General features: G+C 63.0%; 13 protein-coding genes. 8 read left to right on the forward strand and 5 right to left on the reverse strand.

Features of this window, described 5'->3' with window-relative positions:
- The first annotated feature begins 269 nt into the window (after positions 1 to 269).
- Both PRJ_RS13725 and PRJ_RS13730 read left to right on the forward strand, forming a co-directional pair.
- Positions 270 to 878 carry a cysteine dioxygenase gene (locus PRJ_RS13725; protein ID WP_104961689.1) on the forward strand — a complete coding sequence of 203 codons (609 nt, stop codon included), beginning with the start codon at positions 270 to 272 and terminating at the stop codon, positions 876 to 878.
- Positions 875 to 2458, forward strand: a complete 1584-nt coding sequence (locus PRJ_RS13730; RefSeq protein ID WP_104961690.1) for a rhodanese-related sulfurtransferase — start codon at positions 875 to 877, stop codon at positions 2456 to 2458. Before PRJ_RS13725 ends, PRJ_RS13730 begins: the two co-directional genes overlap by 4 nt.
- A gap of 192 nt (positions 2459 to 2650) precedes the next feature.
- Here PRJ_RS13730 and PRJ_RS13735 read toward each other — a convergent pair whose 3' ends face one another.
- Positions 2651 to 3457, reverse strand: coding sequence for a hypothetical protein (locus PRJ_RS13735; protein WP_177410027.1), 807 nt, complete (start codon positions 3455 to 3457; stop codon positions 2651 to 2653).
- Between the two features lie 655 nt (positions 3458 to 4112).
- Here PRJ_RS13735 and PRJ_RS13740 point away from each other — a divergent pair.
- From PRJ_RS13740 to PRJ_RS13765, 6 genes are all read left to right on the forward strand, one after another.
- Positions 4113 to 5138: an ABC transporter substrate-binding protein gene (locus tag PRJ_RS13740; RefSeq protein ID WP_104961691.1), complete on the forward strand. Its 1026-nt coding sequence runs from the start codon at positions 4113 to 4115 to the stop codon at positions 5136 to 5138.
- Between the two features lie 38 nt (positions 5139 to 5176).
- Positions 5177 to 6202 (forward strand): aromatic ring-hydroxylating dioxygenase subunit alpha, encoded by a 1026-nt coding sequence (locus tag PRJ_RS13745; RefSeq protein WP_020192292.1) that lies wholly within the window; start codon positions 5177 to 5179, stop codon positions 6200 to 6202.
- A 65-nt stretch (positions 6203 to 6267) separates the two neighbouring features.
- Positions 6268 to 7116 carry an ABC transporter ATP-binding protein gene (locus PRJ_RS13750; RefSeq protein ID WP_104961692.1) on the forward strand — a complete coding sequence of 283 codons (849 nt, stop codon included), beginning with the start codon at positions 6268 to 6270 and terminating at the stop codon, positions 7114 to 7116.
- Between the two features lie 85 nt (positions 7117 to 7201).
- The gene (locus PRJ_RS13755) at positions 7202 to 7930 is read left to right on the forward strand and encodes an ABC transporter permease (RefSeq protein ID WP_014862030.1); all 729 of its coding nucleotides are present in this window, start codon (positions 7202 to 7204) and stop codon (positions 7928 to 7930) included.
- 38 nt (positions 7931 to 7968) lie between these two features.
- Entirely contained in the window at positions 7969 to 9399 is a 1431-nt protein-coding gene (locus PRJ_RS13760; RefSeq protein WP_104961693.1) for an amidohydrolase family protein, read from the forward strand.
- Entirely contained in the window at positions 9396 to 10340 is a 945-nt protein-coding gene (locus PRJ_RS13765) for a PDR/VanB family oxidoreductase (protein WP_104961694.1), read from the forward strand. The genes PRJ_RS13760 and PRJ_RS13765 overlap by 4 nt, the downstream gene beginning before the upstream one ends.
- 79 nt (positions 10341 to 10419) lie before the next feature.
- On the opposite strand, the gene PRJ_RS13770 is transcribed toward PRJ_RS13765, so the two are convergent.
- Genes PRJ_RS13770 through PRJ_RS13785 form a run of 4 tightly spaced genes read right to left on the reverse strand, consistent with a single transcriptional unit; the run spans position 10420 to position 13737 of the window.
- Positions 10420 to 11202, reverse strand: a complete 783-nt coding sequence (locus PRJ_RS13770; RefSeq protein ID WP_104961695.1) for a cyclase family protein — start codon at positions 11200 to 11202, stop codon at positions 10420 to 10422.
- Positions 11199 to 12185, reverse strand: a complete 987-nt coding sequence (locus PRJ_RS13775) for an NAD-dependent epimerase/dehydratase family protein (RefSeq protein ID WP_104961696.1) — start codon at positions 12183 to 12185, stop codon at positions 11199 to 11201. The genes PRJ_RS13770 and PRJ_RS13775 overlap by 4 nt, the downstream gene beginning before the upstream one ends.
- Entirely contained in the window at positions 12176 to 13168 is a 993-nt protein-coding gene (locus PRJ_RS13780) for a fumarylacetoacetate hydrolase family protein (RefSeq protein WP_104961697.1), read from the reverse strand. Before PRJ_RS13780 ends, PRJ_RS13775 begins: the two co-directional genes overlap by 10 nt.
- The gene (locus PRJ_RS13785; protein WP_104961698.1) at positions 13165 to 13737 is read right to left on the reverse strand and encodes a cupin domain-containing protein; all 573 of its coding nucleotides are present in this window, start codon (positions 13735 to 13737) and stop codon (positions 13165 to 13167) included. The genes PRJ_RS13780 and PRJ_RS13785 overlap by 4 nt, the downstream gene beginning before the upstream one ends.
- Between the last annotated feature and the right edge of the window lie 11 nt (positions 13738 to 13748).

Here is a 13748-nt window from a genome sequence, read left to right on the forward strand (position 1 = left end):
ATGTGAGGCGATCCGCGCGTGCGGTCTCGTCTGTGATTGTTTATAGCTCCGAGGTATTAACGGAGTATTCTTTATAATCTAATCAGTGTTACTCATCCTGTGAAATGCACGTTGGGTATATCCTCATGCCTTTCGCTGCGGCAATTTCAAAACAAACGGTCCAATCTGTAAATGCATATTTTGCATATTAGCTTATGTTTATTTTGCATTTTGAGAATAGAAAAAAGGTTTGCTAGGGTTAACTGAAACCTGAGAGCAGAGCCTGAACCATGACCGACCCCCTGCGCCCGCAGCGCTTGCGCCACTTCATCGACCACCTCGCCACGCTGCTTGACCAACAGCCTGACGAAGCCACCCTGCTCGACGCAGGCCAAGGCCTGCTGGCCGAGCTGGTCGCCCATGACGACTGGCTGCCGGACGACCTCGCCCAGCCCGACCCGCAGCGCTATCAGCAATACCTGCTGCACTGCGACTCGCGCCAACGTTTCTCGGTGGTGAGCTTCGTCTGGGGCCCGGGGCAGCAAACACCGATCCACGACCACCGGGTCTGGGGGCTGATCGGCATGCTGCGCGGTGCCGAGCACGCTCAGGGCTTCGTGCGTAACGCCAGGGGCGCTTTGTTGCCAGAGGGGGCCCCCATCCGTCTGGTGCCCGGCCAGGTGGAAGCGGTGTCGCCGCGCATCGGCGACATTCATCAGGTGAGCAATGCGTTCGCCGACCAGGTATCGATCAGCATTCACGTCTATGGCGGCAACATCGGCGCCGTCAAGCGCGCGGTGTACGCCTTGGACGGCAGCGAAAAACCGTTTGTCTCCGGCTATTCCAATACCCGCCTGCCAAACATCTGGGACCTGTCCAAAGAGAACCCTGCCCCATGAGCACCGTCACCACCCGCCGTTACCACGACATCCGCCGTGCTTTACTGGCCAAGGAGGAGCTGGCCCTGATCGACGTACGCGAAGAAGACCCTTTCGCCCAGGCCCATCCGCTGTTCGCGGCCAACATACCCCTGTCGAAACTGGAGCTGGAAATCTTCGCCCGCGTTCCCCGGCGGGACACCGCCCTCACCGTCTACGATGACGGTGAGGGGCTCGCCCCTGTCGCCGCGCAGCGCTTACTGGCCTTGGGCTACGTCAATGTTGCCGTGCTTGATGGCGGCCTTGCCGGCTGGCGCGCTGCGGGCGGCGAGTTGTTTCGTGATGTCAACGTGCCAAGCAAAGCTTTCGGCGAACTGGTGGAGAGCGTGCGCCACACGCCTTCGCTGGCTGCCGAACAGGTCAAGGCGCTGCTTGATGGACAGGCCAATGTGGTGGTCCTCGATGCCCGCCGTTTCGACGAATACCAGACCATGAGCATCCCCGGCGGCATCAGCGTGCCTGGCGCCGAACTGGTGCTGCGCGTGGCAGAACTGGCGCCTGACCCGGCGACCCAGGTGATCGTCAACTGTGCCGGGCGCACCCGTAGCATCATCGGCACCCAGTCGCTGATCAATGCCGGCATTCCCAATCCGGTGGCGGCCCTGCGCAATGGCACCATCGGCTGGACCCTGGCGGGGCAGCAACTGGCTCATGGTCAGGACCGCCGCTTTGCCGAGGTCACTGCGGTTACCCGCGCCAACGCCGCCGGCCAGGCCCGGGCGGTAGCAGACCGCGCCGGCGTGCTGCGCCTGGACCGCGCCGGGCTGGGCCAGTGGCAGGCCGACACGCAGCGCACCCTCTACCTGTTCGATGTGCGTACGACCGAGGAATACAGCGCCGGTCATCTGCCGGGCAGCCGCCCGGTGCCCGGCGGGCAACTGGTTCAAGAGACCGACCACGTCGCCAGTGTGCGCGGGGCGCGCATCGCGCTGGTGGACGACGATGGCGTGCGCGCCAACATGAGCGCCTCGTGGCTGGCACAGATGGGCTGGCAAGTCGCTGTGGTCGACGGGCTGACTGCAGCGGACTTCAGCGACCGGGGCGAATGGCAACCGCCGCTGCCCGAATTGCCGGAGGCCAGCGAAATAACCGTCGAGCAACTGGCCAGCTGGCTGCAGGAAGACGGCACCGTAGTACTGGACTTCACCGCCAGTGCCAATTACGTCAAGCGCCATATCCCGGGCGCGTACTGGGCGATCCGTGCCCAGCTGGCCGACGCCCTGGAACGGCCGCCCGAGGCCCGCCGTTATGTGTTGACCTGTGGCAGCAGCCTGCTGGCGCGTTTCGCCGCGCGCGACCTGCAGACGCTGACCCGCACGCCGGTTTACGTGCTCGCAGGAGGCACCGCACGCTGGATCGCCGCCGGTCTTCGATTGGAAGGCGGTGAGGCCCGCCTTGCCGTACCGCGCAGCGATCGCTACCGGCGTCCCTATGAAGGCACAGACAACCCACACGAGGCGATGCAGGGCTACCTGGACTGGGAATTTGGCCTGATTGCGCAGCTTGAGCGCGATGGCACTCATGGTTTCAGGGTGCTTTGAACCGTATCCACGGTGGTATCTGAAACGACGCGCTGGATCGAAAGCGGGCCTGGACGGCCGAAAGCTTTCGAACCAGACGCGTTACAACGGTAATAACCGTTGCTGGTCGGCTCTCGTCGATACACAACGCTTGATGAGTGATGATCAACGGAGCCTGTACCAGATACTCAGTGGTGGGTCTGAAACATCACATTAGAAATGCACCTTGATCAATGCACTCAACGCGTTCTGATCGGTCGGAAAGCCGTGGCTGTCTTCGATGCCATATTTGTCGGACCAATAGTCCCATTCGATCCCGGCATAGAAACGCGCCGGCGCTTGCCCCATCGCCTTACCGACGTCGTACTTGATCTGGGGGTTGAAGTGGAAACTCTTGGCTACGTAGTTCGAGGTACCCTTCGTCCCCACATCATTGACGTACCACTCCAGATAACCGTCGAACAAAATGTCTGAGCGGCCGAGCGGTATCGTCATGGCCCAGGTCGGGTTGATCTGCCACTGTCCAGACGCTTTACCGGTTACCCCATCGGGCTTGCGGTAGTAAGTGTTGAGTGAAAAACGATCAAATCCAGGCAGGTTCAGGTCAACAGCGGGCCCAAGCAGGTACTTTCGATTGCGCCCTTCTCCGCGCTCATAGGTGGCAGCGATCAACACATCCTTGACGATGCCATAGCTGAGACGGTGACCACTGATCTTGCCGAGCGACAGTCGCGGTGAAAACTCGCCGTAATAGGTGTAGCCATCGTTGCCCGACAAGCCGTTGGACCACTTGTTATCGACGAACAAGAACATGTCGCCCCACGTCCAGCCACTGGCGTGCTCGAAGGTGATGGTTTGCTGGATATCGTTGCCGGTGCCATCGACTTTATAACCGTGACCGTAGAGGTAGCTGAGGCTGTTGTTGCTCCACATCAGCGGATTCGCCTGGGCACTGCCAGTGGCCAACGCGCAGAGTGGGACGACGCTGTGAAGCAGCCAGGAAAGAGCGTTCGGTTTCATTTGCATCCCTTGGGTCGTGATTGTTGGTTTTCGCCAGCAAGGGGATGCAGCAGCGGACGACCTCTCCTCTGGCCCCGGCTCATGCCGAGGCGCCACCCTTGCCGGGGGAGCGGCGCAAGGCCGCCAGAGCAATGTCCCATGCCATCTTTGGGCACTGACCGCTTCTACTCGAGTTAGCGCAAAGCAGGGCGCGTGCCAACTAATCGGATACACGTAAATTGCTTATTGTGAGCAATCCCAAGCATCAGTGAACACCATCGCATCAGAACATTGCGCACTTTATTAGTGCTCAATCGGTACGTTCTGCACCTTCTCAATTCACGCGTCAGTGCCGGCCCCCTCGGGTGCGGGTCGCTACACCGCAAAGTCAGCGGTTTCATGAAATTGGCATGCTTCTGGCTTCTTGTATCAGCGAGTAGAAGCGGTCAGTGCCAGGCATGGCATGGGGCATTGCTCTTGCGTCCTTCGGGGCGTACATCCGAGCGGATGTTTGAACGAGGCTATGGCAGCCCCGGGCAAGAGAGCAATGTCAGTCGCCAGTTCACGCCCTTTTGCTTCGCGACGCCATTCTCTTCCCACGTTCTCTCCGCCCGGCTCCTTCGCTGTCGCGCTATCAGGCGCACGGCGGTTTTTGAATCGGGGTGAAGAACACATGATGAAAACGCGTTTTGCCTTGGCTCGCCCGCTACGCTCGCTGTTGGCAGCAGCGTTGCTCCCCACCACGCTGACGATCGCTCCGCTGGCGATCGCTGGTGACAAAGTCGTGTTGCTGACCTCCTGGTATGCTCAGGCCGAACAGGGCGGCTTCTACCAGGCACTGGCCGATGGGTTGTACGAAAAGGAAGGCCTGGATGTGTCCATCCGCATGGGTGGACCACAGGTCAATGGCATGCAACTGCTGGTCAGCAAGCAAGCTGATTTCATCGTCAACTATGACCTGCAGATTCTAAAAAGTGTCGAGCAAGGCCTACCAGTGGTCGCAGTGGCTGCGCCCTTCCAGGGAGACCCGCAAGGGTTGATGACCCACGCAGACGTCAGCGGACTTGATGGGCTTGGCGGCAAGCCTGTGCTGGTCTCCACGTCGGGCCAGCAAACCTGGTGGCCTTGGCTGAAGGGTAAATACCAATTGGCTGACAACCAGGCGCGGCCCTACACCTTCAACCTGCAACCCTTTCTAGCCGACCCGCAAACCACACAACAGGCGTATGCCAGCTCGGAACTGTTCCAGGCGATAAAGGCAGGCGTGACCCCTAACTTTTTCCTCTTCGCAGATGCCGGTTATCCACCCTACGGTTCCACCGTGGTCACCCGTCAAGACATCATCGCTCAGCACCCGGAGCGGGTAGCAGGTTTCGTGCGCGCATCCATGGAGGGTTGGAAGCGCTATCTGGATGACCCCAGCGCCGGCAATGCACTGATCAAGCGCGACAACCCCAACATGACCGATGAACTGCTGGCCTGGGGCGTCTCGACCCTCAAGCAGTACCGCCTGATCACCGGTGGAGAGGCCGCAACCCAGGGGATCGGCACCATGACTGACAGCCGCTGGCAAGCGACCCGCGACTTCATGGTCGAGGCGGGTCTGCTCGGTCCCGACGCACCTTGGCGCAACGCGTATACCACGCGCTTTGTGCAAGACCTGAAGGTACTCCCTGAGGCCGAGCAGGTCGGCAGCCGCTGAACACCATAACAAGCTCAACGCTGTGAGGAATCCTGATTATGTTGGTTACCAAACAACCTGTATTGCGCCGTTTCTGGTATGCCCTGCTCCCCATGACAGCCCTCGAAGACGGCCCCAAACCATTCACCCTGCTGGGTGAAGCGCTGGTGTTGTGGAAGCGTCCCGATGGTACCCCGGTGGCAATGCGGGACCGCTGCTGCCACCGCACCGCCAAACTGTCCAAAGGCTTCGTCAGTGCTGAGGGCAATATCGCCTGCGGGTATCACGGCTGGGAATACGACTGCACCGGCACGTGCGTGAAGATCCCGCAGAATCCCACCGGCGCTATACCTCCGGGTGCCGCGGTGAAGGCTTATCACTGCCAGGAAAAGTACGGCTATGCCTGGGTCAGCCTGGACGACCCGCTACAACCGATCCCTGAGTTCCCGGAAGACGGCGCCCCCGGTTACCGACGCATCTTCCAGTTTTACGAAGAGTGGAAGACCAGCCCGCTGCGGGTCATGGAGAACTCCTTCGACAACTCGCACTTTTCCTTCGTGCACAAGGCCAATTTCGGCTTGTTCGACCAGCCGCAACCTGCCAGTTACGAGTTTCGCGAAACCGATTATGGCTTCGAAGCCGAGACCCGCGTGCCGATCCGCAACCCCGAGGCAAGCTTCCGTATCACCGGTACCACCGAGCCAATCACCCAGCGGCACTTGCTCAACCGCTATTACCTGCCCTTCTCCCGGCGCTTTGGCTGCATGTATCCGGACAGCGGCATCCATCACATCATCTACAACTGCGCCACGCCCATCGACGACAACCGACTGATGCTCGTGCAGTGGTTGTATCGCAACGACAGCGAAGAGCAATGCTCGACCCAGGAACTGATCGACTGGGACGCGGCGATCACAGCCGAAGACCGCGACATCCTGGAGGCCACCGATCCTGACGCCTGTGTCGACACCCGCCGCAGGGTGGAACTGCACATGCCATCGGACAAGCCCGGGTTGGTTATCCGTCGGCAACTACTGGGTCTGCTTGAAGCCCATGGCGAGAGCGAAGTGTTCCTCAGCCACTGACACTTGCCCAACGCCCCGGTGCGCCGGGGCATACACCACCGCTCATGACCCACGGGGAGAGCGCTATGTTGATGCAGACCCTATCCAAGGCCGACGTCCAGCCGCAGGCCCTGCCGAACACCATCGGTGTGGACACCCCTTTGTTCGCCAATCAGGTGGAAAAAACCTACAGCAATGGCACCCATGCCTTGAGCCGCGTGAAACTGGCGATCGAACGCGGCGAGTTCGTCTCGCTCTTGGGCCCGTCGGGGTGTGGCAAAAGCACCCTGCTGAAAATGTTCGCCGGGCTCGAACAGCCCTCCGCCGGCCATGTGCGCTGGTGGGGCAAGGATGCCCCGGGTACGGACCACCACGCAGGCACACCGGGGCGCAGCCTGGCCATGGTGTTCCAGGAAGCCACCCTGATGCCATGGGCCAAAGTGCACGACAACGTGCGCTTGCCCCTGGACTTGGCTGGCGCCCCCAAGGCCCAGAGCCAGCCCAAGGTGCAAGCCGCCCTGGAACTGGTGGGGCTGGGCAAGTTCGGCGACGTTTACCCGCGGGAGCTCTCCGGCGGTATGCAGATGCGCGCCTCCATTGCCCGGGCATTAGCCACCGAACCCAATCTGCTGCTGATGGACGAACCCTTCGGCGCTCTGGACGAGTTCACCCGCAACAAGCTCGATAGCGACCTGCGCCAGCTCTGGCTCCAGCGCGACCTGACGGTGGTATTCGTGACCCACAGCATCTTCGAGGCGGTGTACCTGTCTTCGCGGGTGATCGTGATGGGCGCGCGTCCCGGTCGGGTGATCGCCGATGTAATCATCGACGGCCCACTGGAGCGCGACGAGGCATACCGCACTTCACCGGCGTTCATCGAGCAATGCGCGCACCTGTCCCGACTCCTGGCCCAGGCCAATGGCGACCCTTCCTGAGAGCATCATCATGAGCCGACCCTCTACTCCCTGGCTACGCCACCCTTCTGTACTACGCATCGTTTCACCATTACTGGTTGGCGCCTTGCTGCTCGGCGTCTGGCAACTGGCATGCATCGCCTGGAAAGTCCCGGTGTACCTGGTACCGTCACCAGCCGATATCGGCCGCACCCTGGTCGCCGATGGCCCGATGCTGCTGGGGGCACTGTGGATGACCCTGAAGATCACTTTCCTGTCATTCGCCCTCGCCGTGGTCATCGGCACGCTGGCGGCGTTCGTGTTCGTGCAGAGCCGCGTCGTGGAGGCCAGTCTGTTTCCCTACGCGATCCTGCTGCAGGTAACGCCGGTGGTGGCCATCGCGCCGTTGATCATCATCTGGTGCAGCGACACGACCTTGGCGTTGGTGATCTGCGCCACGCTGGTGGCGATCTTCCCGATCATCGCCAACACCGTCCTGGGCCTGCGCAGCGTCAACCCTGGCCTGCTCAACCTGTTCCACCTGAACCGCGCCAGCCGCTGGCAAGTGCTGTTGCGCCTGCGCATTCCCAGCGCCTTACCGTGCTTTTTCGCTGGCCTGCGCATCGCCAGCGGCTTGGCCTTGATCGGCGCGGTGGTGGCCGAGTTCGTCGCCGGTACGGGTGGCACGGGCGCGGGCCTGGCGTATCAGATCCTGCAAGCGGGATTCCAGCTCAACATTCCCCGCCTATTCGCCGCCCTGGTGTTGATCGCCCTGACCGGCGTGGCGCTGTTCAGCCTGATGGCTTTGCTGGCTCGGTTGAGCCTGCGCCACTGGCACGAAAGCGAACTGGGCTGAGTTCCATGCAAAACGCCATCCTGCCTATGGAGACGAACATGAATCACACCAACAGCTGGCTGATCCGTAACGCCAGCGCCATCCTCACTGGCCTGCGTGGCGGCGCCGCGCGCCATGTGGGGCCGGACATCCGCATCACCCAAGGGCGTATCGCTGCCCTGGGCTCGCTGCAACCGTTACCAGGTGAGCAAGTGCTCGATGCCACCGATTGCGTGGTGTATCCAGGCTGGGTGAACACCCATCATCATCTGTTCCAGTCCTTGCTCAAGGGCATTCCCGCTGGCATCGACCAGAGCCTCGGTGCCTGGTTGGGGGCCGTGCCCTATCGCTATCGCGGGCTGTTCGATGAGCACAGTTTTCGCTTGGCCGCCCGGGTCGGGCTGGTGGAACTGGCCCGTTCCGGCTGCAGCACGGTGGCCGACCATCATTACCTGTACTTGCCAGGCATGGCCTTCGACAGCGCACAGATCCTCTTCGAAGAAGCCGAGCGCCTGGGGCTGCGCTTCGTCCTTTGCCGGGGCGGCGCAACCCAGGTACGTCAGGCTGAAGGCCCCGCGACAGCCGGACCTGAGACCCTCACGCAGTACCTGGACGATGTTCAGCGCTTGGTACAGGTCTACCATGATCCCGCCGACGATGCCTGGCGCCGTGTGGTAATGGCACCGACCAGCCCGCCCTACTCCATGCCGCCCGAGCACCTGCGCGAGACCGCCCGCGCCGCACGCCGCCTGGGCATCCGCCTGCACAGCCATTTGAGCGAAACCGTGGAGTACCAGAACGAAGTCCATGATCGCCACCGCCTCTCGCCCGTGGTGTTCTGCGCGGAGCAGGAATGGCTCGGGCCGGACGTGTGGTTCGCGCACCTGGTCAAGCTGAGCGCCGAAGAAATCCAGCTGCTGGGCGCCACCGGCACCGGCATCGCCCACTGCCCACAAAGCAATGGCCGGCTTGGCAGTGGTATCGCAGATATCGTTGCCATGGAGGCCGCAGGCATGTCGGTCTCGATCGGCGTGGATGGCGCTGCCTCCAACGAAGCCTGCGACATGATCAGCGAAACCCACGCCGCCTGGCTGATGCAAAGGGCCAAGGCTGGCGAACGCGCCATGGCCCGCCATGCTGGCGGCGATCTGGAGGGTGGTGCCCATGTCACCAGCGTGGAGGACGTTGTGCGCTGGGGCACAGCAGGTGGCGCCCAGGTGCTGGGCCTGGACGCCATCGGCACGCTGCAGGTCGGCATGGCGGCGGACCTGGCGATCTACCGCCTCGATCAACCCCGCTACTTCGGTCTGCACGATCTGGGTATCGCGCCAGTGGTAGGCGGTGGCCGTCCGACGCTGCGGGCATTGCTGGTAGGCGGCCGCCTGAGCGTGGAAAACGATGCGATTCCTGGCCTGGACCTCGCCGAATTGGGCAGCCAGGCACGCCAGGCTGTACTTCATCTGCAACAGGCCGCGGGGGTACGCGCATGAGCTGGACACCTCTGCAGGTGCGGGCCCTGCGCCTCGAAGCCGAAGACGTGCTGGGTGTCGAACTGGCCCCGCCGGGTCCAGCTTCCCTGCCCTTCGACTGGGCACCCGGTGCTCATGTGGACCTGCGCCTGGGCAATGGCGTGGTACGCCAATACTCAGTGGTCAGCCTGCCCGAGGACGGTCATGTATACCTGGGCATCAAGCGCGAAAAAGCCTCCCGCGGCGGCTCGCAATGGCTGCACGAGCACCTGCGGCTGGGTGCCCGGGTGGAGGTGGGCCTGCCGCGTAATCTCTTTAGCCTGCAACCTGGCACAGGACAGGTCGTCTTGGTGGCCGCAGGCATAGGAATCACGCCACTGCTCGCCATGTACCGGCAATGCCAAGCGCAAGGTCGGTCGGTGCGCTTGCTGTTTTTCACCCGCGATGCCAAACAGGTGCCTTTTATCCAGTACCTCGATGCTAATACCGAGGTTCATGCAGGCTTGCGCGCCCCGATGATCGCCGGGTACCTGGAGGAACACCTGCCGGCCTGGGACGGCAGCGCAAGCCTCTATTGCTGTGGTCCTGCCGGTTTCATGGCGTGTGTCGAACGCGTCGCGCTTGCAAGCGGCTGGCCAACCACGGCGCTTCACCGCGAACATTTCCAGGCTGCAGCGCCCACCTTGCACGTCGAGCGTCACTGCACGCTGGTGCTACAGCGCAGTCGTCTCCAGGTCGAGGTGCAACCGGGCGAAAGTTTGGTACAGGCGGCATCGCGGGCGGGCGTGGAGCTACCCGTGTCATGTGGAATGGGTATCTGCGGCGCCTGTGTCAGCCGGGTCATCGAGGGGGCGCCTGATCACCGCGATGAGTACCTCAGCGATGCCCAGCGCAACAGCGGAGAATGGATAACGCCCTGCGTATCGGGCTGCCACAGCGCCCGGTTGGTGCTGGACGTTTGACCATCGCCCGCAGCTGCCCGACGGCCAACGGCTGACGGCAGCTGCGCACGCCCGCTCCTTTCGGCCCACGGCTTTGTCCCTAATCGAAGATCGCTACCGCCCGGACGAAGCCGGCTGAGGCATGCCGGATCTTGTAAGGGAAGCAACTTACCAGAAACCCATCCGCCGGTAGCTGCTCCAGATTGGCCAGCTTCTCCATCTGCCCATAGCCGATATCACGCCCGGCCTTATGGCCCTCCCAAATGATCGAGGCGTCGCCCGTTTCACTGAAGCGTTCGCGGGTGAACGTGAATGGCGCATCCCAACTCCAGGCATCGGTACCGACCACCCTCACCCCGCGCTCCAGCAGGTACAACGTCGCCTCGCGGCCCATCCCCACTCCTGCTTCGAGATAACCAGGCTGGCCGAACAAGCTGCCCGCGCGGGTGTTCACAAGCACGATGTCCAGCGGCTGCAACTCATGCCCAATACGCGCAAGCTCAGCCTCGACCTGCGCCGCAGTGACCACGTGGCCATCCGGCAAATGACGAAAATCCAGCTTCACCCCCGGCTGCAGGCACCACTCCAGCGGCAGTTCGTCGATGCCGAAGGCCGGCTTACCACCGTCGGTGGTGGATGCGTAGTGCCAGGGCGCGTCCATGTGAGTACCGCTGTGAGTGGTGATCTGCAGGCGCTCCGCCGCCCAGGACTCGTCGCCCGGCAGGTCCTCCTTGCGCAACCCGGGAAACATCGCGGCCATTTCCGGCCAACCCTGCTGATGATCCATATAATCGATCTTCGGCAGCAAAGGTGGCGGATCAGTGTAAGGGTTGTTGTCCAGGGTGACAGACAGGTCCAGCAAGCGACGTGTGTTCAAGCTCATACGAGGATTCCTTTGCGGATGGCCGCGCGACGGGTGTGGCGCGGCGGCAAGTCGAGGGCATTACGCAGCAGACCGGCCACTGAACCGTCGTGGCAGAAGCCCAGTTCGCGGGCGAACGAGGTACGCAACGGTGGGTAGCGGCCAAACAGGCTTTCGAGCTGGGGATCGGGGGCGAAGGCGATGCGCTCACGGTTGGCCTCGCCAGCAACAGCCGCCAGCCCGGTCAGCACCTGGGCGATGGTCAAATGCAACACAGGCAGTTGCCAAACCCGCTGGCTGCCCGGCGCTTCCAGCTCGGCGGCGTGCAACAGGTTGTCCACGCAACAACGGGCCGACATCCACCAGGCGCTCGCTTCGGGTGACACCGGGCAGGTGTAGGCCTCCCCGGCCACATAGGCGTGCAACAGGTCGCTCATGAACGCCGAGCGCAGACCATTCGGCTCGCGCGGGCGAGCAACGATACCGGGCAAACGCAAGGCGCGGCCGTCAACCTCGCCACGGCGGGCAAGGTCCTGCAACGCGATCTCCACCATGCGTTTGTGCGCCGCATAGGACAGCTGCGGCGACGCTGGTTGGCCTTCGTCCATGCGCTTCGGCAACTTGCCGCCGTACACCGCGACGCTGCTGGCGTACACCAGCACCGGTGGACAGAGGGGATTACGCAGTTGGTCGAGTAGCTCCAGGCTTGCTTGCAGGTTTACCTGGTAACCCCGTTCGTACTGCGCCTCGGCAGCGCCGCCAGGCACGCTGACGAGATGGAAGACCACGTCGACACCGTCAGCCAGCACCCGACGCAGCAAGGCCGCGTCGGTGACGCTACCGTGATGACGACGCAGGCGCGCGTCTTCGGGCAGGCCATCCAGTGCCTGATCCAGCACCAGCAATGCCTCGATTCGCCGCCCGCGCAGCTCGCCCAGGTCCAGCAGGCGCTGCACCAACTGGCGCCCGACGAAGCCATTGGCCCCGGTGACCATCACTCGCATGGCCAGCCTCCCCGCACCACGCGCTGGTCAATGGCCCCGAACAGCACCTCGCCCTCGGGCCCGCGAGCCTCCATGCGCACCCGGTCGCCAAAGCGCATGAAGGCCGTGCGCGGCGCACCGCAGGCGATGGTTTCGATGGCGCGGCGCTCGGCGATGCACGCCGAGCCCACGCTGCGCTCGGCGTTGGACACGGTGCCGGAGCCGAGTAGCGTGCCCGCACTCAAGCGTCGCGTCAGCGCCGCATGGGCAATCAACTGGTGGAAACCGAAGTGCATGGCGCCGCCATGGGGATGGCCGAACCACTCGCCGTTCCAGTGCACGTGCAGCGGCAAGTGCACCCGGCCGTCGCGCCAGGCCTCGCCGAGTTCGTCCGGGGTGACCGCAACGGGCGCGAAACTGCTGGCGGGCTTGGCCTGGAGAAAGCCGAAGCCGGTCTTCATTTCCCGCGGTGCCAGGGCCCGCAGGCTGACATCGTTGAGTTGCAGGATCAGGCGAACATGCTGCAAGGCCTGCTCCGCCGGGCATCCCATGGGTACGTCGTCGAGCAACACCGCGAACTCGCCCTCGAAGTCGATGCCGTGGGCCTCGCTGGGCAAGGGTATGTCCGCGAGTGGCCCGAGAAAGTCATCGCTGGCACCCTGGTAAATCAGTGGGGTGTGCTCGACGCCTTCGATCGGGTCCAGGTTGAAGGCCTTCTGCATCAACGCGCCATGGCTGAGGAAGCACGAGCCATCCAGCCACTGGCTGGCACGCGGCAGGGGCGCAGCCAGTCGAGCGAGGTCGAGCGCGAAGGCACCCGCAACCGCATTGTCGTTGAGCTGCTGATACAGCGCCTGCAAGCGGGCTTCGACCAGGGGCCAGTTTTCCAGTGCGACCTGCAAGCTGGTGGCGATGTCGCTGGCATCGACCGCATGCCCGAGGTCACGGGCCACCACCAGCAGGCGACCATCACGGCTGCCGTCGTCGAACGTGGCGAGCTTCATGGCAGCAGCTCCTTGAGCGTCTCGGCATAACGCCCATCGAGCAGGATGAAGACCATCCGGGCCATCTGTTCGCTGCGGTTGCTCCAGGCATGGTTGGTACCGCGCTGGACCACGATGTCGCCCCGTTTGAGGTGGACTTCGCCATCGTCCAGCACCAGCCAGACCTCGCCCTCGGTAACGATGCCGTAGTCCAGGGTTTCGGTGCGGTGCATCAGCTTGTGCTTCGAATCGGCTTTGCCCGTGCCGGCACTCGCCTCGCCGATCTCGGCGAAGGCAGCGGCTGCATCTTCGGCACTGACCTGGTTCTGCACGCTGTCGGGCGGTATGTCCACCACGCGAATCACGCTGCCCAGCGGGCCAGGGCTCAATTGCAGCGGCTGCGCTGTCGGATCATCGCCGTTGTCCAGGGTCGCCGGGCCGCCGACACTGTTCCAGACTTCGTAGAACAGGGTGCCAGGCACCGCCTTGAGTGGGAAGTTGTTCGGTGTCGGGCCGCAACTGGCGACGACCGCCTGGCCCTCGGCATCGTGGCCGGTGACTACACGTTTGAATGCAGGAAGCGATTGCATGCTGTCTCCTT

It is taken from the genome of Pseudomonas sp. XWY-1 (genome assembly GCF_002953115.1).
Taxonomy (GTDB): domain Bacteria; phylum Pseudomonadota; class Gammaproteobacteria; order Pseudomonadales; family Pseudomonadaceae; genus Aquipseudomonas; species Aquipseudomonas alloputida.